Annotated in this window: 15 protein-coding genes and 1 pseudogene; 8 read left to right on the top strand and 8 right to left on the bottom strand. The window is 69.8% G+C overall.

Features of this window, described 5'->3' with window-relative positions; translation table 11 throughout:
• Nucleotides 1-184 precede the first annotated feature (184 nt).
• Entirely contained in the window at nucleotides 185-967 is a 783-nt protein-coding gene (locus tag ACIBKY_RS23770) for an enoyl-CoA hydratase/isomerase family protein (RefSeq protein WP_397099417.1), read from the bottom strand.
• Nucleotides 968-1,636: 669 nt separating this feature from the next.
• Here ACIBKY_RS23770 and ACIBKY_RS23765 point away from each other — a divergent pair.
• Both ACIBKY_RS23765 and ACIBKY_RS23760 read left to right on the top strand, forming a co-directional pair.
• On the top strand, nucleotides 1,637-3,364 hold the full coding sequence (locus tag ACIBKY_RS23765; RefSeq protein WP_397099415.1) for a ThiF family adenylyltransferase: 1,728 nt from the start codon (nucleotides 1,637-1,639) through the stop codon (nucleotides 3,362-3,364).
• Between the two features lie 875 nt (nucleotides 3,365-4,239).
• Nucleotides 4,240-5,580 (top strand): ABC1 kinase family protein, encoded by a 1,341-nt coding sequence (locus ACIBKY_RS23760; protein WP_397099413.1) that lies wholly within the window; start codon nucleotides 4,240-4,242, stop codon nucleotides 5,578-5,580.
• Nucleotides 5,581-5,980: 400 nt separating this feature from the next.
• On the opposite strand, the gene ACIBKY_RS23755 is transcribed toward ACIBKY_RS23760, so the two are convergent.
• Nucleotides 5,981-6,136: a hypothetical protein gene (locus ACIBKY_RS23755; protein WP_397099411.1), complete on the bottom strand. Its 156-nt coding sequence runs from the start codon at nucleotides 6,134-6,136 to the stop codon at nucleotides 5,981-5,983.
• 59 nt (nucleotides 6,137-6,195) lie between these two features.
• Between ACIBKY_RS23755 and ACIBKY_RS23750 the strand changes: the two genes are divergently transcribed.
• Nucleotides 6,196-7,140 (top strand): phosphotransferase family protein, encoded by a 945-nt coding sequence (locus tag ACIBKY_RS23750; protein WP_397099409.1) that lies wholly within the window; start codon nucleotides 6,196-6,198, stop codon nucleotides 7,138-7,140.
• A gap of 92 nt (nucleotides 7,141-7,232) precedes the next feature.
• Here the strand turns inward: ACIBKY_RS23750 and ACIBKY_RS23745 are convergent.
• From ACIBKY_RS23745 to ACIBKY_RS23730, 4 genes and pseudogenes are all read right to left on the bottom strand, one after another.
• A pseudogene (locus tag ACIBKY_RS23745) lies at nucleotides 7,233-8,344 on the bottom strand (IS30 family transposase).
• 451 nt (nucleotides 8,345-8,795) lie between these two features.
• On the bottom strand, nucleotides 8,796-9,065 hold the full coding sequence (locus tag ACIBKY_RS23740) for a WhiB family transcriptional regulator (RefSeq protein WP_184968169.1): 270 nt from the start codon (nucleotides 9,063-9,065) through the stop codon (nucleotides 8,796-8,798).
• 550 nt (nucleotides 9,066-9,615) lie between these two features.
• Nucleotides 9,616-10,500 carry an acyl-CoA thioesterase gene (locus ACIBKY_RS23735; RefSeq protein ID WP_397099407.1) on the bottom strand — a complete coding sequence of 295 codons (885 nt, stop codon included), beginning with the start codon at nucleotides 10,498-10,500 and terminating at the stop codon, nucleotides 9,616-9,618.
• Between the two features lie 86 nt (nucleotides 10,501-10,586).
• Entirely contained in the window at nucleotides 10,587-12,674 is a 2,088-nt protein-coding gene (locus ACIBKY_RS23730; protein WP_397099405.1) for an ATP-dependent DNA helicase UvrD2, read from the bottom strand.
• A 106-nt stretch (nucleotides 12,675-12,780) separates the two neighbouring features.
• Between ACIBKY_RS23730 and ACIBKY_RS23725 the strand changes: the two genes are divergently transcribed.
• Both ACIBKY_RS23725 and ACIBKY_RS23720 read left to right on the top strand, forming a co-directional pair.
• Nucleotides 12,781-13,665: an alpha/beta hydrolase gene (locus tag ACIBKY_RS23725; RefSeq protein ID WP_397099403.1), complete on the top strand. Its 885-nt coding sequence runs from the start codon at nucleotides 12,781-12,783 to the stop codon at nucleotides 13,663-13,665.
• A gap of 76 nt (nucleotides 13,666-13,741) precedes the next feature.
• Nucleotides 13,742-13,990 (top strand): glutaredoxin domain-containing protein, encoded by a 249-nt coding sequence (locus ACIBKY_RS23720; RefSeq protein WP_184968030.1) that lies wholly within the window; start codon nucleotides 13,742-13,744, stop codon nucleotides 13,988-13,990.
• Nucleotides 13,991-13,996: 6 nt separating this feature from the next.
• Here ACIBKY_RS23720 and nudC read toward each other — a convergent pair whose 3' ends face one another.
• Nucleotides 13,997-14,968, bottom strand: a complete 972-nt coding sequence (nudC, locus tag ACIBKY_RS23715) for an NAD(+) diphosphatase (RefSeq protein ID WP_397099401.1) — start codon at nucleotides 14,966-14,968, stop codon at nucleotides 13,997-13,999.
• Nucleotides 14,969-15,106: 138 nt separating this feature from the next.
• Here nudC and ACIBKY_RS23710 point away from each other — a divergent pair, with 138 nt between their 5' ends.
• From ACIBKY_RS23710 to ACIBKY_RS23700, 3 genes are read left to right on the top strand one after another with little or no spacing between them, the layout of a single operon-like run.
• The gene (locus ACIBKY_RS23710) at nucleotides 15,107-16,978 is read left to right on the top strand and encodes a protein kinase (protein ID WP_397099399.1); all 1,872 of its coding nucleotides are present in this window, start codon (nucleotides 15,107-15,109) and stop codon (nucleotides 16,976-16,978) included.
• Between the two features lie 5 nt (nucleotides 16,979-16,983).
• A complete protein-coding gene (locus ACIBKY_RS23705; RefSeq protein ID WP_397099397.1) occupies nucleotides 16,984-18,594 on the top strand; it encodes a hypothetical protein in 1,611 nt (536 codons plus the stop codon).
• Between the two features lies 1 nt (nucleotide 18,595).
• A complete protein-coding gene (locus ACIBKY_RS23700) occupies nucleotides 18,596-20,524 on the top strand; it encodes a serine/threonine protein kinase (protein WP_397099395.1) in 1,929 nt (642 codons plus the stop codon).
• Between the two features lie 84 nt (nucleotides 20,525-20,608).
• Here the strand turns inward: ACIBKY_RS23700 and ACIBKY_RS23695 are convergent, their stop codons facing one another.
• Entirely contained in the window at nucleotides 20,609-21,376 is a 768-nt protein-coding gene (locus tag ACIBKY_RS23695) for a class F sortase (protein WP_397099393.1), read from the bottom strand.
• Between the last annotated feature and the right edge of the window lie 70 nt (nucleotides 21,377-21,446).

Genomic DNA, 21,446 nt, shown 5'->3' with positions numbered 1-21,446 from the left:
GTCTTCGCCGCTCAGCCATGCGGGCAAGAGCACGATCGTCTTGTCGCCGTCTCGGTATGCGGAGACCGTACGCCGGCGACGAGAACTTCGACGGACCTCGACTGTCTCGGGGGGCACATATGCACGTTAGCCGACACCGGCCGAATTCCACAGGGGGTGAGCCCTGTTTTAGCTGGTCAGATGATTAAGAGCCGGTGAATTTGGGCACCCGCCTTTCCCGATGGGCACGAAGACCCTCCACCATGTCGGCGGAAGCCATGGTCACGGGCTGGGCGAGGGCTTCCCAGCGGAGGGCGGCTTCGAGATCCTGATGATCCCCATTTAGCGCGGATTTGGTGAGTTTCGCGGCGATGGGGGCGGTTGAGGCGACCTTGAGGGCGATCTCTTGAACGGAGCGCCTAAGGTCATTTCCCGCGAATGCCCGATTTATCAGACCTTCTGATGCTGCTTCTGCTCCTGTCAGGACACGTCCGGTCAGGAGCATCTCGCGGGCCAGTCTCAGGCCTCCCGTCTTCGGCAGCAGGTACGTGGCCGCCATGCCCGGGTGCAGGCCCAGGGAGGTGAAAGGGGCCAGCAGTTTGGCGTCGTCCGCCGCGTAGACCAGGTCACAGGCCAGGGCCAGGCAGAGGCCCGCCCCTACGGCGGCGCCGTTCACGGCGGCGATCGTGGGGATTTCCAGATGGGTGATGGACAGCCATGTCCGGTAGAAGGTGAGCATGCGGTCCCTGAGGTCCGGGACCGATTCAGTGGCTCTCTCCGACAGCCAGGACAGGTCTCCACCAGCGGAGAAGGCGCTGCCCGCGCCGGTGATCACCACGCAGCGCGCGGTTCTGTCCTGGGCCAGGGCGGCCATCTCCTGGGACCAGCGTCGGGTCATGGCGTCGGTCATGGCGTTGCGGCGGTCGGGGAGGTTGAAGGTCACCCAGACGACGCCGTCGTCCGAACGGTCGACCAAGAGCTCGCTCATGCCCAAGATCGTAACCCCGCCCCCCAGCCACCCTCCGCCCCTACCACCCACCCCACCTCCGCCCCTCACCACCACCAGCCCCCTCCCGCTCCCGCTCCCGCCCCCGTTACCGCACCATCCCCCTCCGGCCTCTGCCACCGGCCCCACCGCCACACGCTGTTTCGCCCACCTCCACCCCCGGCCCCACCGCCACACCCTGCGCCCGCCCACCTCCACCCCCGACCCCACCGCCACACCCTGCGCCCGCCCACCTCCACCCCCGACCCCACCGCCACACCCTGCGCCCGCCCACCTCTGCCACCTGCCCCGCTGCCACACCTCCCGCCGCTCACCTCCGCCCCGATTCACCTCCGCCCCCGCTGCCGCACCCTGCCCCACGCCAGTCTCCGTCGGCCTGCGTCACCACGGCCTTGTGATCCCTGCCCCCGTGAGTCGCGCCTTGCCCACTGCCCACCCACGGTGTTCTCCGCGTCCTGCCCGCAAGTGGTTCAGCCCCCGCACTCCCACAGCACTTCCGCGGACGCAACGCATACCCCCACCTGCCACCGCGCCGGTTTGCCCAGGTATGGCGGGGCCTTCATCCACAGCCCTCTGACCAGCGGAAGAAGTTATCCACAGCCCGCGACAACCGCCCCCACAACCGCCCCCGATGATGGAACCCTGACCGTCATGAGGCCCCGCGTGAAACCCTCCCTGCGCCGCATCCTCAGAGACGAGCGCACCCTCCAGTTCGGCGTGCACCCGATGCAGGCCGTCGTGCTCACCGACCTCACCCCGCCGCTCCGAGCCTGGATCGAGTCCCTGGACGGCACCCAGGACATGGCCCAAGCCGTGAAGCACGCCGTAAAAGCAGGCATGGAAGAGCAGGCAGCCAGAACCCTCCTGGCAGAACTGACCGCCCAAGGCGTCCTTGACGACGCGTCAATCCCGCTCACGATCCTCCATGACATCCCCCTGCCAGAACGAGACCGCCTCCGCCCCGACCTGGACGCCCTGGACCTGGCCAGAGAGAACCCCGCAGGCGGCCTGCCCACCCTCGCCCGCCGCCGCAACGCCCGCGTCCGGGTCTACGGCGCGGGCCGCCTGGGCGCCTCGATCGTCAACCTCCTGGCCGCGGCCGGTGTGGGATCCATCCGGGTCATCGACCCCTCCCCCACCCGCCCGGAAGACCTGGTCCCCGGTGGCCTCACATGGTCCGAACTCGGCCTCCCCCGAGAAGAAGCCTCCGTCACCACCGCCACCCGCCTGATCACCTGCCCCCACACGTCCACCCACCAGCCCACCAAAAGTCCCCCCGCAAAGCAACGCCGCCGATCGCAACAACCCACCCAGCCGACACCCCAGGACCCCCACCCACCCCAAGACCCCACCCACGATCTTCAGGACTCCAGTCACGACCCCAAGAACCCCAGGCCCGACCTACGGAACTCCACCCAAGCCACTCGAAGCTCCACCCGTCAGACCCGTGACTCCGCCCAGGGCACCCGAACCTCCACCCAGGGCGCCCGGGGTCCCAAGCAGGAAGTCCAGGGTTCCGCACATGACGCCCGGGGTTCCGCGCAAGACGCCCGGGGCTCCGCGCAGGAAGCCCAGGGTTCCGCCCATGACGCCCGGGGCTCCGCGCACGACGCCCGGGGCTCCATCCAGGGAGCCCGCACGCCGAGCCGACCGACCCAAGCGGCTCGTCAACGGACCGGGGTCATCAGTCAAGCGATCGAGGACGCCCGCACCGGCACCGGCACCGGCAAACGACGACCGGCCTCGCCCGCCCAGCCCACCTCGCCAGCACGCACGTCAGCCGCGACGGCACGCACGTCGGCCGCGCCAGCACGCACGTCGGCCGCGACGGCAGAACCCGCATCACCGGCCAGGCCGGCACCGTCGCCCTATGCCCGGTTCGTCGCGGGCGGGCCGTATCTCAACGACCGCTCCGACCTTCCACACCTGGTCATCCTCGCTCCGGTGGGCCCGCTGGACGGGATCCTGGTGACCGAACTGACCGCGCTGAACATCCCGCACATGCTGGTCTCCGCCTTCGAGGGCTACGGAACGGTGGGCCCGCTGGTGCACCCGAGCCAGAGCGCGTGCCTGCACTGCCTGGACCTCACCCGCCGCGACCGCGATCCGGGCTGGCCGATGGTCACCGCTCATCTGGGCGGCTATCCCGCGGGCGAGATCGCCTGCGACACCACCCTGGCCGCCCTGGTGGCCGCGGAAGCCTCCAGGCACGCCCTCGCCTATCTCGACGGCCACCCTTCGATTGTGACCAACGGCACAATCGACATATTGCCTGATTGGCAGAGGAAGCGGCGGACCTGGGCGATCCACCCGCAATGTAGGTGTATACGCAACAATCCTGATTCGCTAAGAATGGTCAGAGCGGCCACCCGCGACTAAACCCAGCCAGATCACACCTGTTATCCCACGCCACATCCCCAGTCACGCGGGGGTCCGCGACCAGACCTCTGGGCACGCGCCATACAGTCACAAGCAAGCGCCCCCGCACCCAGCGGGAACACACACCACCCCTCGCACCCAGCGAGGGCATCCCTCCCGACCTCGCATCCCGCGAGGTACCCCCTCGACCTCGCAGCCAGCGAGGCAGCACTTGTCGATCTCGCATCCAGCGAGGCGCGCCTTCTCGACCTCGCAATCAGGGAGGCGTCCCTTCTGACTTCACAATCAGGGAGGCGTCCCCTCTGACCTCGCAACCAGCGAGGCGTCCCCTCTGACCTCAGCACCCAGTGAGGTGCCCCTGGCCCCGCACCCAGCGAGGCAACCTCCAACCTCCTCCGCCTTGCACCCAGCAGGGCGACCCGTCGCTCCACACCGAACGGGCAACGCCGCGAATCCCCGCACCCGGCGGGGCGATCTCGGCACCTTCCGGATCCGGCCCGGCCACCGGCGTTTCGGTTCCCGTCAGGTATGGCCTGCCGTGCCCATATGGCCTGCCGTACCAACAGGGTAAGAACTTCGAACCGGCGGGCGCCATGTGCCCGCGACCAGCACGAACGCACCGCAGGAAGCCCGCTGCCAGCGGGATCCGCACAGCCTGGCCCATGGCCACTCGCGATGCCCCGTAATCGGCGGGGTTCGCACGATCGAAGGCTCGCAGCCAGCGGGATCGGCACCACCAGCACATCGCCCGTGTCCGACGGGCATCAGGGGAGACCATTGGGCCTGGAAGCCATCGGGCCGGGTCCGCGACCATGCGCACACGGGTCGACCACGGAAGGGGGAAGTGGCGCCTCAACGGGACGCCGCGTACTAAGGTGAGCGATCTTCCGCGCCGCGCAGTCACGCGCTCCGCCAAGCTGGCCACGCTTCCGATCAGTTTCGCGGGCCGCACGGCCCTGGGTATCGGGAAGCGCATCGGCGGCAAATCCGCCGAGATCGTCGCACAGGAGATCCAGCAGCGTACCGCCGAGCAGATCTTCAAGGTCCTCGGTGAGCTCAAGGGCGGTGCGATGAAGCTGGGCCAAGCGCTGTCCATCTTCGAAGCCGCCCTGCCGCCGGAGATCGCCGGGCCTTATCGAGCCACGCTGACCAAACTCCAGGATGCCGCTCCGCCGCTGCCCGTGGCCACCGTTCACAAGGTGCTGACCGAGCAGTTGGGCGATGACTGGCGGGAGAATTTCCTCTCCTTTGAGGATCAGCCCACGGCTGCCGCCTCGATCGGGCAGGTCCATCGTGCGGTCTGGCACGACGGCCGTGACGTGGCGGTCAAGGTCCAGTACCCCGGCGCCGGCAAGGCGCTTCTCGGTGATTTCACCCAGTTGGCTCGGCTGGGCAAGTTGTTCGGTGTCATGTTGCCCGGTCTCGACATCAAGGCCGTGCTGGCCGAACTCCGCGAACGCATCGCCGAAGAGCTCGACTACTTCCATGAGGCGGAAGCCCAGCACGCCTTCGCGCAGGAGTTCCACGGCGACCCCGACTTCCAGGTGCCCGACGTGATCGCCGCCAACGAGATGGTCCTGGTGACCGAGTGGATGGACGGTACGCCGCTGTCCCGCATCATCACCGACGGCACGAAGGAAGAGCGTGACCGGGCGGGACTGCTGCTCGTGCGGTTCCTGTTCTGCTCGCCGGCTCGGGTGGGCATGCTCCACGCGGACCCTCATCCGGGCAACTTCCGCATGCTTGAAGACGGCCGACTCGGTGTCCTCGACTTCGGCGCGGTCAACCGGCTCCCTGATGGATACCCCAAGGCGTTCGGGAAGCTCACCCGCATCTTCAACCACGGTGACATGGAAACGGTCATGAACGGCCTTCGCGACGAGGGCTTCATCCGTCCCCACATTGAGATCGACGCCGATGCCCTGCGCGCGTTCCTGGCGCCGTATGTCGAGCCCACGGCGGTGGAGGAGTTCACGTTCAGTCGCGAGTGGCTCCAGGCGCAGGCCGCCAGCGTGACCGACCTCCGGCCCAACAACGTGGTGCGCCAGCTCAACCTTCCCGTCTCGTATGTCCTCATCCATCGGGTGCACGCCGCGGGCATCGGCGTCCTGTGCCAGCTCGGAGCCACTGCCCGATTCCGCGACGAGGTCATCCGCTGGGTCCCCGGCTTCGCCGACGACCCGGACGAAGCCACCGATTCCATCCCTGTTTCCTGATCTCGGAACACAAACAGCTCCAGAAGCGCCGCCGTTGGGCCTGATACGCCTTGACGGCCGTATCCGCCTGGGCCGGGGAGGTTGGCTGCCGGTGAGGTCGGTCAGGCCAGAGCGGCGGGGACCGAGGCGGGGTGGTTAAGCGGGGTGGTTAGGCGGGGGTCGATCCGGCCGGGCGAGGTGGGCTGGGATGCGGGTGTGGGGTGCGAGGTGTGGGGTGTGGGTGCGGGGTGCGAGGTGTGGGTGCGGGGTGCGAGGTGTGGGTGGTTGGGGGTTGGGGGTTGGGTCTAGTGGGCGAAGGGGCCGGGGGCCGTTCGCGTATTCGAGGGGTCGTCGCAACACGGTGATCACTTACTGGCGGCGGCCAGCCTAGCGAACCGGCTGGGTTTCCGTGTTTCCGGAGTCACGGGAATACGAAACCCATGGCCGGGAGCCCTTCCCGGCGGATGTTGGCCGCGACCTCACGAAGCGACGGCGCGGTGATCAGGTAATCCACCGCACCTGCCTGCTCCATCGCGAGCCGTTCCAGATGGTGACGGCCATCCAGCAGCCGGGTCACGCCTCTGGCGGGCTAGAAACCCCTATTGCCGCAGGCCCTTGACGAATAGGCTCGCGCTCATGACCGACGGCGACTGGAGGGATGGCGGGTTCAGGCAGCGTCGGCCCTCCGCGGAGACTCTCGCCTGGGTTGCGGCGTCAATGGGTCGGGGCAGTCGCATCGTTGGCTATCGCCGATTGACCGGTGGCGTCTGCTCCGCCGTGAATCGGCTGACTGTCGAGCGACGTGGAATGCGAACGTTCGTCGTACTGCGGCAGTACCCGGGCGGGCTTGGCCTGCAGGGGAGCTTGGAGAAGGAGATCGCCAACCTTGATGTGGTGGCGGGAAGCGGGCTCCCGGTTCCAAGCATCCTGGCTACTGATGTTGCTGGTGCTTCGACGGGGGGCACGCCATCGTTGCTGATGACACGGTTGCAGGGGCATGTTGACCTCAATCCGGCGGAACCTCGGTCGTGGATGACGAGGATCGCGGAGATTGCTGTATTGCTGCATTCCCTCGATCTCCCCGCGAAGGTGTTCAGACCTTGGACGGATTCTTGGATCGCCCCTGTAGACGGGTTTCAGATGCCGGTCGACGCGCAGAAGCCGGCTGTGTGGAAGGCGGCGTTTGGTGTCATGGCGGCGCCGCCGCCAACGGACACTGCCGTCTTTCTGCACTGCGATCTCCTGCCTGTCAACATGCTGTGGTCGCGCGGGAGGATTACTGGGCTGACCGACTGGAACTCCATCCATCGGGGGGCGCGCGCGATTGACGTCGGGCACTGTCGGCGATACTTGGCGGCGCTCTACTCGCCCGAGTGGTCGGAGCAGCTTCGGTCGCTCTATGAGTCGATCGCCGGGGTGACCCTCGATCCGTGGTGGGACCTGTATGCCCTGCTGCACTATGACGATAGCGGGGCGAAGTGGATCCGTAGTCAGGTCGCTGGGCGCCGTCCCGTCGATGTGCCCGGCATGACTTCCCGGGTCGAGGTCGCTATCGAGACAGCGCTACGGCGCCTCGGATAACTGCGGGTTCCCTGCTGGTCGCCCTTCGGGTTCTGGCATGCCGCACAGACCCCTGCACGAAGGCCGGTCGCACTCGCATCTAGTTACAAGGTTCAGGCGCAGGTCGCCAGGAGCTTTGCGAGGCGTTCAGCCGGGGTGTCCCACTCGAGCGTCTTGCGAGGTCGGGCGTTCCGCTCGGCGGCGACGGCGTCGAGGTCTTCGCGGGTGTGAACGGACAGGTCTGTGCCCTTGGGGAAGTACTGGCGCAGCAGGCCGTTGGTGCGTTGCCATGGGCTGGCCGGTTCGCAGAAGTAGACCGGGATGTCGGTGGCGAGGGTGAAGGCTCCGTGGGAGCCCATTTCTGATCCCTGGTCCCAGGTGAGGGATCGCAGCAGGTGGCGTGGCAGGGTCGTGACGGTCTGGGTGAGAGCCTCGCGCATCAGTTCGGCGCTGCGGCCGTGCGGAAGGTGGATGAGCATCACGTAGCGGGTGGAGCGCTCGACGAGGGTGCCGATGGCGGCGTTGCCGTTTTGCCGATGATGCAGTCCCCTTCCCAGTGGCCGGGCACGGCTCGGTCGTCGGCCTCGGCAGGGCGCTCGCTGATCATGACCATGGGTGTGCTGTAGCGGGGCTGGCGTTGCTGGGCCAGGCGGCGGGGCTTGCGCATGGCGCGGCCGGTGCGCAGCGCCCGGATCAGCTCGCGGCGCGGTTCGCCGCGGCCTTGGACGTAGAGCGCCTGGTAGATGGTCTCGTGACACACGTGCATCTCCGCCCGCTCGGGGAAGGTTCGGCGCAGGCTCTGGCAGATCTGCTCCGGGCTCCACCGCTTGTGCAGGTGGTCTTGAATGTATGCCCGTAACTCGGAGTTCTGTCCGATCTTGCCGGGCTTGGGACGAGGCCGGCGCGCGTCGGCTCGGGCCTGGGCCGCATGCGGCCGGTATTGGCCGTTGCCGGGGTGGCGGTTGCGGCAGATCTCCCGGCTGATGGTGGAGGGCGCGCGGCCGAGCTCGCGCGCGAGCTCCCGGATTGAGGCCTTCTCCCGGACCCGGTCGGCGATGTGGATCCGCTCGGTCTCGTTCAGGTAGCGGCCACGCACGTCTGGGGACGCCGCCGATGTGATCGGTAGCGCCCCCACGTGGTTGCCGGTCGGATTGCGTCCGTTACGCCATCGTCGTCCGGTCCGGGAGTTGATGCCGACGATCCGGCATGCCTCCTGGTTACTCACGCCCTGCTGCACGAGCCGCAAGTATGCCGCCCGCTTACGGGAAAGCCCCCTGCGGCCCCGAGTACGTTCCCGGTCCTCCCGGATCTCGAAGTCCATCGCATCCCCTCAACTGGGGTGTTGCGACGATCGCTAGAAGAGAAGGTGGTTGGCTCCCGGGGCCCTTTGTTGAGGAGACCTCGGTGGAGGTCCTGCGCCGGCGGCAGGACCTCCCGGATCAGACTCCTCGGGTCAACGCCACACGCAGGCGGTCATTAGCCCGCTTTACGTTCTTCCGGGCGCGCTCTACTCGGCGGATCCGGTTGATCAGGCGTTGCTCCTCCGCCTCTCGGTGGAGGGTTTGTATTCGGTCGTTAACCAGGTTCTGGAACATATATGGCATTTCAAAGCTCCGGGTGGGAAGGATGTTCATTTCGGCGAGATGCCTTTCTTGAGTAGGGACGGGGTCTGTTGATCAGGCAGCGACCGGGTGCTTGCGGGGACGCCCGCGGGGCCGCTTGCGGGGTACGACGGTCCCCCTGAGGATGAGCTCGCCGCCCCAGACGCCCCACGGCTCCTCACGCTCGAGCGCGCGGTCGAGGCAGGCCTTCTGGATCGGGCAGCCACCGCAGAGCGCCTTGGCGAACTCGACGTCCTCCGGCGACTCGGCGAACCACAGGTCGGGGTTGGCACGGCAGGGGATCTTGGCTTCGTCGATCAGGTCCATGATCGTCTTCGCCCCCATCTGCGTCTCCTTCTTGTTTTCGATCTCGGTGATCTTGTTCGGGCACCTCGTAGGTGGTGGGGGATCACGGACAAACAAAGAGGCCGCGGATCCGATGTGCGGATCCGCGGCCTGGGGGCTGCTTGTGTGCCGGTCAGGTTATGACCGGCGCATCCCTCCAGGGTTGCGGACCGCACAGACCACCCTTGGTGTTCTGCTGAGTCGGCACGATGCTCGGGGCGCCTGCGACGGCAGGCGCGGACGGAGCCACTCCTGCTGCGATGGCAGGCGCGGACGGAGACACTCCTGCTCCGTGAACCAGGACGGCCTCAAGCCCGGCGTGGGCGTAGAAGGCGGGCTCCTGGCCGAAGACAGACTGCTCCTGTCGGAATCTGGCCGGCCCATCTGCGAGCCTGACCGAGTCACGACGTGCGGAAGCGAGCCACTGCGTGGCCGACATCTTGATGCTGATCACCGGGACTCACCTCCGTTCTGGGATCGTCGGACAGGAGTGTCCGACTCGCTTGACCATGACCCTAAACCGGGAAGCCGGGAAGGGGCAACTTATTTTCTACCTGGGATTTTGTGACTTTATCTCGCGGATCATGGCCTCCTGCACCACCGAGACGACGAGGTCTCCTGATGAGGTGAACATCTGTCCGCGGGCAAGGCCACGGGCTCCCCCTGACCAGGGGGACTCCTGAGCATAGAGCAACCAGTCGTCGGACCTGAACGGGCGGTGGAACCACATGGCGTGGTCCAGGGAGGCGCCCATGACGTTGGAGGTGCCCCAGGACAGGCCGTGCGCCAGCAGTATCGTGTCGACGAGCGTGAAGTCGGAGGCGTACGCGGCCAGCACCACGTGCAGGAGCGGGTCGTCGGGCAGCTCCGCGTCGTAGCGGAACCAGACGTTGGTCTCGGCGCTGATCAGCTCCGGGTTCCTGGACGCCTCGAAGGTCAGCGGCGAGGCGTAGCGGGCGTCCACCGGGCGCGGCTTGGACAGCCAGTCCTTCCAGCCGGGCTCGTCGCCCACAAGGTCGTACAGCTTGTCCTGGAAGGTCGGCAGTGTCTCCGGGTCGGGGACCGTCGGCATGGCGGCCGCCTGGTGCGCCCAGCCCTCCTCGGGCACGTGGAACGACGCGGACATCGTGAAGATCGCCTTGCCGTGCTGGATGGCGACCACCCGGCGCGTGGCGAAGGAACGGCCGTCGCGGACCCGCTCGACGTTGTACACGATCGGGATGGCGGGGTCGCCCGGCCGGATGAAGTAGGCGTGCAGCGAGTGCACGTGGCGGTCGTCCGGGACGGTACGCCCGGCGGCGACCAGCGCCTGCGCCGCCACCTGGCCGCCGAAGACGCGCTGGATGCGCTCCTCCGGGCTGCGGCCGCGGAAGATGTCCAGCTCGATCTGCTCAAGGTCGAGCAGGTCGAGCAGCTCCTTCAGCGCCTCGTTCACGTGTCTCTCCCTAGCGGCTGGCCGTATCACCCTAAGTCTGACGTGCCACCCGCCGCCTCAGGAACCCGCCCGCCGTGTCGGGACCATCACACGCCACGGCAGAGGCCGAGTACGGCCTCGCCGTACTTGTCCAGCTTGACCTTGCCGATCCCCGCGATGGACAGCAGTTCGGAGTCGGTGCGCGGCACGCGCTCCGCGATGGCCTGGAGCGTCACGTCGGTGAACACCACGTACGGCGGGATCTTCGCCTCCTTGGCCGTGGTGGTGCGCCAGGACTTGAGGCTTTCCAGCAGTGCCTCGTCGTAGTCGGCGGGGCAGCTGGAGCATCGGCCCAGCTTCTGCTCGGCCGCGGTGGCGAGGTTGCGGGCGCAGATGCGGCAGGACACGGGGGCGGCCACCTGCCGGCGTTCGCGCGACTGCGTGGGCGCGGCGGCGGTGCGCGAGGTGGTGGCCGGGCGGCCGGTCAGGCCGTCGAGGAAGCGGGAGGGGCGGCGTCCCTTGCGGCCGCCGGGGGCGCGGGCGAGCGCCCAGGAGAGCGAGAGGTGCTCGCGGGCCCTGGTGATGCCGACGTACAGGAGGCGGCGCTCCTCCTCGATCTGCTCGGCCGACTCGGCGTAGATGATCGGCATCATGCCGTCGGTGAGGCCGACCAGGAAGACGGCGTCCCATTCCAGGCCCTTGGCGGCATGGAGCGAGGCCAGCGTGACGCCTTCGACCGGCGGGGCGTGCTGCTCGCCGGCGCGCCGCTCCAGTTCGGCCACGAACGCGGGCAGGTCGGCCCCGTTGGCGGCCATGTCCTCGGCCAGGTCGGCCAGGGCGCGCAGCGACTCCCACTTCTCGCGCGCCTTGCCGCCGCCGGGCGCGGCCGGTGTGAGCCCGATCCCGGTCAGGATGTGGTGGACCTCGCCGGCCAGGGGTTCGCCGGACTCCGAGCGGGCGGCGCCGCGCAGCAGTACGACGGCCTGACGCACTTCCGGGCGCTCGAAGAAGCGCTCGGCGCCGCGCAGGACGTAGGAGATCTCGGCCTTGGACAGGGCCTCCTCGTAGGCCTCCGACTGGGAGTTGACCCGGAACAGGACGGCGATCTCGCGGGCGGCCACGCCCTTGTCGAGGAGCCTGCGGATGGCGCGGGCGACCCCGGCGGCCTCGGCGGGCTCGTCGTCGTGCTCGGTGAAGACGGGCTTGGGGCCGTCCTTGCGCTGGGCGATCAGCTCCAGGCGGTGGGCCGAGCGGCCCTTGGCGATGACCAGGTTGGCCAGGTCGACCACCTGCGGCGTGGAGCGGTAGTCGCGCACGAGCTTGATGACGGCGGCGCCGGGGTGCTCGACGGCGAAGCCGGTCAGGTAGCGGGGGCTGGCGCCGGTGAAGGAGTAGATGGTCTGGTTGGGGTCGCCTACCACGCACAGGTCGTCGCGCCCGCCGAGCCAGGTGTCGAGCAGGAGCTTCTGCAGCGGGTTGACGTCCTGGTACTCGTCGACGACGAAGTAGCGGTACTGCTGGCGGATCTGGGCCGCCACCTCCTGGTGCTCGGTCATCACCGCGGCGGTGAGCTCCAGGATGGTCTCGAAGTCGACCAGGTGCCGCTCGCGCCGGATCTGCTCGTAGGCGTCGTAGACGCGCGCCATCTCCTCGACGGGCACCGGCGGCGTGCGGTTGAACTTCGCGGCGGCGGCCGTGTAGTCCTCGGGGGCGATCTGGACGACCTTGGACCATTCGACCTCGCTGGCCAGGTCGCGCAGGACGTCGGGGCTCGTGCGGGTGATCCGGCAGGCCTCGCGCAGCACGGGCAGCTTCGATTCGATCACCGACGGCGCGTCGCCGCCGATGACCCTCGGCCAGAAGTAGGTGAGCTGGCGCAGCGCGGCCGCGTGGAAGGTGCGGGCCTGGACGCCGGGCGCGCCGAGCGCGCGCAGCCGCTGCCTGAGCTCTCCCGCGGCGCGTGTGGTGAATGTCACGGCGAGCACGCTGGAGGAGTCGACGTACCCACTCCGTACGGCGTGGGCGATGCGGTGGGTGATCGCCCTGGTCTTCCCGGTGCCCGCGCCGGCCAGCACGCACACCGGACCTCGCACGGCCTCGGCCACCGCTCGCTGCTCCGGGTCGAGCCCGGCGAGCACGTCGTCCACGCTGTTCACCTCGTCATCCTCCCAGCCGGTGGCGGTGAAGGGCTCCATTCTGGCAACATGCCGCCCGTCACCCGTTCACATCACCGAGATGCAAAGAACAGGTCAATTCCCCCACAATGGGGCGCGACCAACTGCATGGGGGAAAGGGAAGGCCGTGCGAACTGCGGTTTTCGCGAGCGCGCTCGCCGCTGCGATCGCGCTCACACCGGCGGCTGCCGCCGCCGAGACGGCCAAGGACCCTTTCCCGGTCGACTCCAACGGCCTCGGCGGCCTGTCCGCGGAGAGCGTCAACTACGGCCACCAGCGCAATCAGGACATGGACGTGTGGTGGACGGCCGATGGCACCAAGCGGCCCGGCGTCTTCCTCATCCACGGCGGCTGGTGGTCCGGCGGCGACAAGAGGTACATGACGGAGATCGCCCGCACCTACGCGGACATGGGCTACACGGTCTTCAACCTCAACTACCGCCTGTCCGGCCAGGAGGCCTGGCCGGCGCAGCGCAGTGACGCCTTCTCCGCGATCGCCGTGGCCCGCAAGCACGCCGGACGCTGGTCGTTCGACCCGGCCAAGTTCGTCGTGGTGGGCTTCTCAGCGGGCGGCCACATCGCCGCCGCCGTCGGCACGTACGGCAACGGCGTGCCCGGCCTGAAGGGCGTCGTGGGGCTGTCACCGGTGATCTCGCCGCTGCGCGCCTTCTCCGACGGCGCCAAGACCACGGACATCAACAAGCGCCGCCTGCGCGTCGCGGCCATGCGACTGGCCGGCGGCTGCGAGCCCAAGGGCAAGTGCTCGCGGGTGTGGGCCAGCATGGAGGTGCCCTGGCACGCCAGCGCCAAGGACGCGCCGATGCTGATGCTGCACTCGGAGAACGAGTTCGTGCCGCCGGTGCAGAGCGAGTTGCTCAAGACGATGCTGGGCCAGGTGGGCGTGGACGTGACGGTCGTCACCCAGCCCGGCTCCCAGCACAGCGCGCCGCTCTTCCGTGAGCCCGGCGTGGCCGAGCGCGTCCAGCAGTGGATCGCCGACCGCATCGGTTAACCCCACCGGATCACGAGGGATTACGCGGGCGCCCTGCGTTGTTGCACCGAGCGCCTGTTTACCGAAAGGAACCCTCATGGCGCTGACGGTCTACACCACCACCTGGTGCGGCCCCTGCAAGAGGCTGAAGTCTCAGCTCTCCCGCGAAGGCATCAGCTTCAGCGAAGTCGACATCGAGGCGAACCCGACCGCCGCCGCGTTCGTGGAGAGCGTGAACAACGGCAACCAGGTCGTCCCGACGGTCGTCATCGAGACCCCCAAGGGCCGGGTCGTGCGCACGAACCCGTCGGCGCGCGAGGTGAAGGCACTCCTCCAGGCCGCCTGAAGGTACCTACCAGTCACCGACCAGCTCGTCGCCGTACCAGGTCTCGATCAGCCGCCTGGCGATCGAGACCGGCGGCGGCAGCCGCAGCTCGCCCGAGGCCAGCGCCTCGGCGAGCTGTACGCGTGAGTACCACCTGGCCTCGGCGATCTCGTCGGCGTCCGGGGTGAGCGTCGTGGTGATCGCGTCGGCGAAGAAGCCGAGCATGAGGCTGCGCGGGAACGGCCACGGCTGGCTGCCCAGGTAGCGCGGGTTCGTGACGGCGATGCCGACCTCCTCGGCCACCTCGCGCACGACCGCGTGCTCCAGCGACTCCCCCGGCTCCACGAACCCGGCCAGGATCGACAGCCGTCCCTCCGGCCACTGCGGCCCGCGGGCCAGCAGGCAGCGGTCCTCCTCGTCGCGGATCAGCATGATCACCGCGGGGTCGACGCGCGGGAAGTGCTGTGAGCCGTCCTCGGGGCAGACGCGGATGTGGCCGCCCCCCTCGACGCGGGTACGGCTCCCGCACCGCGGGCAGTGCTCGTGCGTCGTGTGCCAGGCCTCCAGAGCCACGGCGTAGACGAGCAGCCCCGCGTCCCGGTCGCCGAGCAGCCCGCCGACCTGCCGCAGCCCGGCCACCACCGGCTGGCCCTCCGGGGTGTCACGGAGGCTCATGGGTACGGTCGCCCGGCCGTTCAGCTCGGCGTCGATCCCGGGCAGGGGCGCGGCGACGGCGAAGTAGGCGGTGCCGTCCTCGACGCCCAGCAGGTAGCGCTCGCCCTCGGGGGCTTCCTCGGTGGTGTACAGCACGGCCTCGACGCCGTCGCCGGTGCGGCGGACGAGCGTGTGACCGTCGTCGATGACCAGAACCCTGGTGGCGGGGTCGGCCCAGGCACGTTCCAGCCACGCGCGATCGCCGCGCAGTGTCGAGGACCTGTCGATGGTGCCGCGCGCCAGCAGTAGTGGCCCGATCAGTTGTTCTTCAGCCCTTGTATCCACGCCGGACACACCCTCCCCAAAGTCGCAGACATCCTACGACGCCAGGTTCGGGTAAGCCTCGCCGCCGTACTTCCGGCCGAATCCCCCGTAACCACATAATTGGCTCGCAGCATCGTCAAGATCGGAGGCTCTCGACCGATGCCTTTAGGAGACCCGCGGCAACTCGGGGACTACACGCTGGAGCACGTTCTCGCTGAAGGACCGGCCGGCGTGGTCTACTCGGGACGCGGCCCGGACGGCGAGCGGGTGGCGGTCAAGCTGCTCCACACCGGTCTGGAGGATCCGGAGCGCTTCCTGGAACGGGCCGAGGGGCTGAAGCGCGTGGACGCCTTCCACAGCGCGATGGTCCTCGACGCCGGGATCGAGGGGGCGCGACCGTACATCGTCTCGGAATTCGTGGACGGGGTCAGCCTCAAGCAGGCCGTCATCGAGCACGGCCCCTTGGGGGGCGCGGCGTTGCATCGGCTGGCGATCGCGATGATGACCGCGCTGGCCGCCGTCCATCAGGCGGGGCTGGCGCACGGGGCGCTGCGGCCCGACAACGTCCTGCTCGGGCCGGACGGTCCACGGGTGATCAACGCGGGGGTCGGCGCCGCGGTGGAGTCGGGGTCGGCGATCGCCACCCAGCAGGTCTCCTCGCCCTCTTTCCTGGCGCCCGAGCAGTTCGCGGGCGAGTTGTTCCCCGTCTCCGCCGATCTGTTCGCGTGGGGCTCGACCGTGGTGTTCGCCGCCACCGGGCAGTCGCCCTTCCACTCCAACTCGATGTCGGCCGCGATGAACCGCATCCTGCGCGAGGAGCCCGACCTCGGCGGCGTGCCCGATCCGCCGCGGGCGATCGTCGCGGCGTGCCTGGCCAAGGATCCGGCGGCGCGGCCCACGGCCGGCGAGGCGCTGATGCGGCTCGTGGGCCACTCCATGCTGACCGACCTGCCGCCGGTGCCGGATGGGGAGCAGCCGCGCCGGTCCAGGGCTCCGGTGCTGGTGGCCGCGGCGCTCGCGCTGGCCGTCCTGTCGGCCGCGGGCGGGCACGCCGTCGCGCGGGTGACGCGACCGGCCCCGGCGCCGGCCAAGGTCGTGTCCGCGGCTCCGGCGCCCGGTCCCGCCACGCCCTCCCCGGACGTCCGTACGGCGGCGCCCGACCCCAGCCCGCCGCCCAAGCCCACCAAGACGGTCAAGGCCGCGGGCATCGGCCTGACGCTGCACGAGAGCCCGGACGACCCGGTCGTCCTGAGCGCCTACCGGGTGGGCAAGGACGCGTACGTGCGCGAGGGCGACACCTTCACCAAGCTGAAGACACCCGGCGCCGACCTCGGCTTCTCCCCCGACGGCCAGTGGCTGGCGATCTACGCCGAGCCCACGCTGACGGTCGTCAACAGGAAGACGAAGGAGCAGTACGCCCTCACGCCGGAGGTCAAGGGCAAGCTCGCCCTACCGACCTGGTCGCCGGACTCCAAGCGGCTGCTGCTGAACATCGTCGACGGCGGCGATCCGGAGCTGGCCCTGGGTTTCGTGCTGGTCGACCCGGTCTCCAGAAGCGTCACCCCCGTGCCCACCGACGACAAGGCCGAGCGGATCTACGCCTGGCTGCCCGACTCCTCCGGCGTGGTCATCGACTACCGGAGCGAGAGCGGCTGGGGCCTCAAGGCCCGCGACCTGGCCGGGCGCGAGCTGTGGACCAAGCACTGGGTCGGCCGGCTCTGGGGACGGCGCAGCTTCTCGCCCTCCGGCGCATCGTTCCTGACGCTGTGCCCGAGCGGCGGCAGTTTCTGCCTGTGGAACACCCGGAACTGGGGTCGCCAGGAGAGCGTGGCCATCTACGGGGCCAAGGGCGGCACGCTGCTGAGCTGGTACGACGACAGCCATCTGATCATCACCGAACCCAGGGACAAGGACAAGGCGGTGCACCGGATCATCGCCATCGACCTGCGCGGCCGTACGCAGAGGGTGATGGCCGAGCTGGCCGGCAAGGACGACCGCGACGACCTGATCTACGTCTACACAGGGAGATGACCGGCATGGACTCCGGCATCCTGGTCACCGACCGCGCGGAGGGCCGGACGCTGGCCCAGGCGGTGTCCGAGGGCGGCGCGCTGTCGCCCAACGCGACCCACCGGCTCGCGCTGGCCGTGCTGACCGCGCTGGCCTCCGTGCACCGTACGGGCGGGCACCACGGTGACCTGGGCCCGCACACGGTCGTGCTCGGCGCGGACGGCACGCACGTGCTGCGCGGCACGCCCGCCGGGGAGGGCGGGCAGTCGGCTGACATGTTCGCCTGGGCGGCGCTGGTCGCCTACGCGGCGACCGGCCGCGACCCCTTCGGCGAGGTCGACAGACGCCGCCGGTACGGCGCCGCCGACCTGGGCGCCCTCCACGGCGAACTGCGCGAGCTGGTGGCCGACTGCCTGGCCGAGGACCCGGAGCACCGCCCGGCCGCGGAGGAGGCGCTGCTGCGCCTGCTCGGCCAGTCAGGAGCGCTGGAGACCGCGGTGCCCGACACGCCGGAGCCGCCGCGGCCGCGTCCCCGCGCGCTGGTGCTCACCGCGGCGGCCGTCGTCATCGTGCTGGTCTTCGGCGCCCTCGGCTACGTGCTGACCCCCAGGACCCTCGGCGCGGAACCGGTCGCGGCGGGCACCCCGTCCCGTGCCGCCTCCGCCACCCCCACGACGCCCGCGGCGCCCAAGCCGGTGCCCGTCACCCGGACGATCACCCTGCCCGACGGCGCGGGCACGCTCTGGGAGAACGCGGCCGACCAGGTCCGCCTGACCTCGTACCACGTCGGTCAGAAGGACGGCGACTCCGTCGCCTACGCGCGCACGCTGGACGGCACGGGGTTCGCCAGAACGGGCGGCGACAACATCTCCTCGCCCGTCTCCCCGGACAACCGGTGGATGGCCACCGTCAACGAGCTGCACATCCTGACCGCCGAGCGCCTGGACGTGAGCTTCACCGACCGGGTCACCGGCGAGAAGTTCACCGTCCCGACCGTGACGAACCCGCGCTGGGGCGTGTCGCCGCAGTGGTCGCGCGACAGCCGTACGGTGCTGCTGACGATGCTGGAGCGCGACGAGCAGGTCCAGGCCGCCTATGTGCGGGGCTTCATCCTCCTCGACGTCGAACGGCGCCGCGCCACCGTCGTCGAGACGGCCAACGCCGAGGACGTCGCGATGTTCAGGAAGCAGGAGCCGGAGCAGCGCACCAGCTACTACTACCGCTGGGCGCCCGGCGACCAGCTCATCGCCTCCGGGTACATGACGCCGGAGAACGGCGAGGGCATCCGCTACCGGGACCTGACCGGCAAGGTCGTGCGCTCCATGCACTGGGTGGGCCGGCCGATCGGGCAGACGCCGTTCTCCCCCTCCGGCAAGCGGCTGGTCACCACGAGCTGCGCCAAACAGCTGACCAGCTGTATCTGGGACGCCGAGACGGGCAAGAGGCTCACCAGCGTGCCACCCAGCCCCGGCTACCTGTACGGCTGGTACGACGAGGACAACCTGATCGTGGGCCGGCTGTCCGGCAAGAAGATGATCGTGGAGGCGGTCGATCTCAAGGGCAAGGTGACGCGCAAGCTGGCCGAGCTGAGGGTCGTGAAGGACGAGCTGTCGGACCTGCGCTTCGACAGGTACTGACATGAGCGTCCTGGAGCACGTCGGCGAGTACCGGATCCTGGGCACGCTGGGCTCGGGCGGCCAGGGCGTGGTCCATCTCGGACAGGGGCCCGGGGGCGAGAAGGTCGCCATCAAGGTGCTGCACCGGGTCTCCGATCCGCAGGCCGTCGCCCGGTTCCTGCGTGAGGCGGAGGTGCTGCCCGAGGTGGCCTCGTTCTGCACCGCCCTGGTGCTGGGCACGGGCAGTGAGAACGGCGTGCCGTACATCGTGAGCGAGTTCATCGAGGGGCCCACGCTGCAGGCGAGCGTGCGCGAACGCGGCCCGATCGGCGGGCGGGAGCTGCGCAGGCTCGCGGTCGGTACCGTCACGGCGCTGGCGGCCATTCACCGGGCCGGGGTCGTGCACCGTGACTTCAAGCCCGCCAACGTGCTGCTGAGCAGGGAGGGTCCGCGGGTCATCGACTTCGGGATCGCGCGGGCGGCCTCCGGTGAGACGACGATCGGCGGGGTGGTGGGGACGCCGGCGTACATGGCGCCGGAGCAGTTCGGGCAGGCGCTGGCGGGTCCGCCGGCGGACCTGTTCGCGTGGGCGGCCACGATCGTCTTCGCGGCGACCGGGCGGCCGCCGTTCGGACACGACTCGGTGCCGGCGATCATGCATCGGCTGGCGACGGAGGAGCCCGATCTCAACGGGCTCGACGGAGACCTGCGCGAGATCGTGGCGGCCTGCCTGGCCAAGGAGCCCGCCGAACGGCCGCGGGCCAGCCAGGTGCTGCTGCGCCTGCTCGGCCACCCGGCACCCGGCAGCGGAGGCAACGTCGGGCGGGCCGCCAAGCGGCCCGTGGAGCGGCGGCAGCCCGACTCGGTGCCGGAGGGGCTGCTGCGGGAGGGGCTGGCGGTCTCCCGCCGGCCCCGGCGCCTGCGCGCGGCCCTGGTCGGCGGTACGGCGCTGGCCGTGGCGGCGGCCGTGACCGCCACGATCCTGGTCACGCGGCCCTCGGCCGGACCGCCGTCCCCGTCGGCGGGGCCACGGCCGGGCCCGGCCGCCGTCGTGCCGTCGCCGGTGGTCAGCGGTTCACCGCCGGCCGACACAACCCCGGTCGCGGTGCCGCAGCTCGCGGCCACGTTCTACGAGAGCCCGCGCGACCCGCTCCGGCTGACCTCGTTCACGGTCAAGGAGGAGTCGCTGCGGCATCCGGGGTTCGTCAGGAAGCCGGGGACGCGGGAGTTCGTCCGCCTGCCCGAGTACCGCGACGCGGTCGTCTCCCCCGACGGCAGGCTCGTCGCGTCGGTCTACACGACGCCCAAGTACGCCTCCGACGGCAACAACACCGTGCAGTTCACCGACCGGGCGCTGACGCCGGTCTTCGCGGTGCCGACCGTGGAGCTGCCGCTGCTGGTCAGGCGGCCGACGTGGGCGCGCGACAGCTCGCGGGTCCTGCTGACCGTCACCGACACCGACGGCAGGGCCACCGGCTTCGCCGTGGTGGACGTGGCCGCCCGCACGTTCACCCGGCGGGAGGTCGGCGGCCTGACCAAGGGGGCGGACTTCGCCTGGGGCCCGGACGGGACCGTCCTCGTCAGCGGGGGCGGGCCGGTCGGCTTCTACACGCTCGACGGGCGGCTGTCGCGGACCGTGAAGGGTGTCCGTTCGGCGGACAACCTCACGGCCGAGGTCAGCGGGCCGCTGCTGGCCGCCGGGTGCGCAGGCGGGCGGCCCGCCGTGTGCGTGGTGGAACACGAAAGCGGGAAACGCGTCTCGCGCTTCCCGCTGAGTGCCAAGCAGAAGGTGTGGGGGTGGTTCAACCGGGACCACCTGCTGGTCTATGACTACGGGGTCAGTCCTTGGCGGGTGGACGTGGTGGACCTGACCGGGAAGAGGGTCCGGCGGTTCGCCACGATGGCGGGGGACGCCAACACGGTCTGGCGGTTGTTCTGGTCGGGCGGCTGAGCCCGAACCGCCGGGCCCAGCCTTTCCGCACGATCAGCCTTTCCGCGCCGTCGGCCTCTCCGGGCCGTCGGTCTTTCCGCGCCGTCAGCGGGCGAAGACCACGATGTTGTCGCGGTAGCTGCCCTTCTTCCTGTCGAACACGCCGCCGCAGGTGATCAGGCGCAGCTCGGCGCCGCCGGTCTGGCCGTAGACCGTGCGGCCGGGGACGGCGGTCTTCGGGTAGCGGGCCAGGCGGTGGACGGTGAAGGCCTTGGTGCTGCCGTCGGCGCGGTCCACGTAGATCTTGTCGCCGGGGTCGAGGCCGCGGACCTTGTAGAAGACCGCGGGGCCCGTCTTGGAGTCCACGTGGCCCGCGATGACGGCGGGGCCGCGCTCGCCGGGCTCGGGACCGGCCTGGTTCCATCCGGCCACGTCGTAGCGCTTGGGGGCGGTCAGGCGGCCCTTCTTGTCGAGGGCCAGCGGGATGATCTTCGTCTTCAGGCCGATGGCGGGGACGCGCAGCCGTACCGGGTTGGCGGCCTGCGTACCGGTCCAGGTACCGCCCGCTCCGGTGTCCACCCCGCCCCTGGGACGGTCGTCGTCGTCATCGTCGTCGTCGCTCGTACCGCCCGCTCCGGTGTCCACCCCGCCCCTCGGACGGTCATCGTCATCGTCGTCGTCGCTCGTGCCGCCCGCCCCGGTGTCCACCCCGCCTCTCGGGCGGTCGTCGTCATCGTCGTCGCCTCGGTCGTCGTCGTCGGCCTGGGCCAGTGTGGCCGGGGCGGCCGAGGCCGGGGTCGCGACGAGGCCCGCGCCCGCCGCGCCGGTCCCGCACATGAGCGCGATGGCGATCAGGATCCGCTTGAGTTCCATGCCGTCCTCCTGGGAGTCCGTTCCGTTGCCGATCTCAGACTCCCGAGCGGCGGTGGGATCCCCATGAGGC

It is taken from the genome of Nonomuraea sp. NPDC050394, from assembly GCF_044459065.1.
Lineage (GTDB): Bacteria > Actinomycetota > Actinomycetes > Streptosporangiales > Streptosporangiaceae > Nonomuraea.
The sequence above is the reverse complement of the archived record's forward strand: the minus strand, read 5'-3'. Positions and strand labels throughout refer to the sequence as shown.

Excerpts from the sequence above, each read along its gene's own strand:
- ACIBKY_RS23770 (WP_397099417.1), bottom strand. The coding sequence starts at position 967 with ATGAGCGAGCTCTTGGTCGACCGTTCGGACGACGGCGTCGTCTGGGTG.
- ACIBKY_RS23765 (WP_397099415.1), top strand. The coding sequence starts at position 1,637 with ATGAGGCCCCGCGTGAAACCCTCCCTGCGCCGCATCCTCAGAGACGAG.
- ACIBKY_RS23750 (WP_397099409.1), top strand. The coding sequence starts at position 6,196 with ATGACCGACGGCGACTGGAGGGATGGCGGGTTCAGGCAGCGTCGGCCC.
- ACIBKY_RS23740 (WP_184968169.1), bottom strand. The coding sequence starts at position 9,065 with ATGGGGGCGAAGACGATCATGGACCTGATCGACGAAGCCAAGATCCCC.
- ACIBKY_RS23730 (WP_397099405.1), bottom strand. The coding sequence starts at position 12,674 with ATGGAGCCCTTCACCGCCACCGGCTGGGAGGATGACGAGGTGAACAGC.
- ACIBKY_RS23720 (WP_184968030.1), top strand. The coding sequence starts at position 13,742 with ATGGCGCTGACGGTCTACACCACCACCTGGTGCGGCCCCTGCAAGAGG.
- ACIBKY_RS23710 (WP_397099399.1), top strand. The coding sequence starts at position 15,107 with ATGCCTTTAGGAGACCCGCGGCAACTCGGGGACTACACGCTGGAGCAC.
- ACIBKY_RS23705 (WP_397099397.1), top strand. The coding sequence starts at position 16,984 with ATGGACTCCGGCATCCTGGTCACCGACCGCGCGGAGGGCCGGACGCTG.
- ACIBKY_RS23700 (WP_397099395.1), top strand. The coding sequence starts at position 18,596 with ATGAGCGTCCTGGAGCACGTCGGCGAGTACCGGATCCTGGGCACGCTG.
- ACIBKY_RS23695 (WP_397099393.1), bottom strand. The coding sequence starts at position 21,376 with ATGGAACTCAAGCGGATCCTGATCGCCATCGCGCTCATGTGCGGGACC.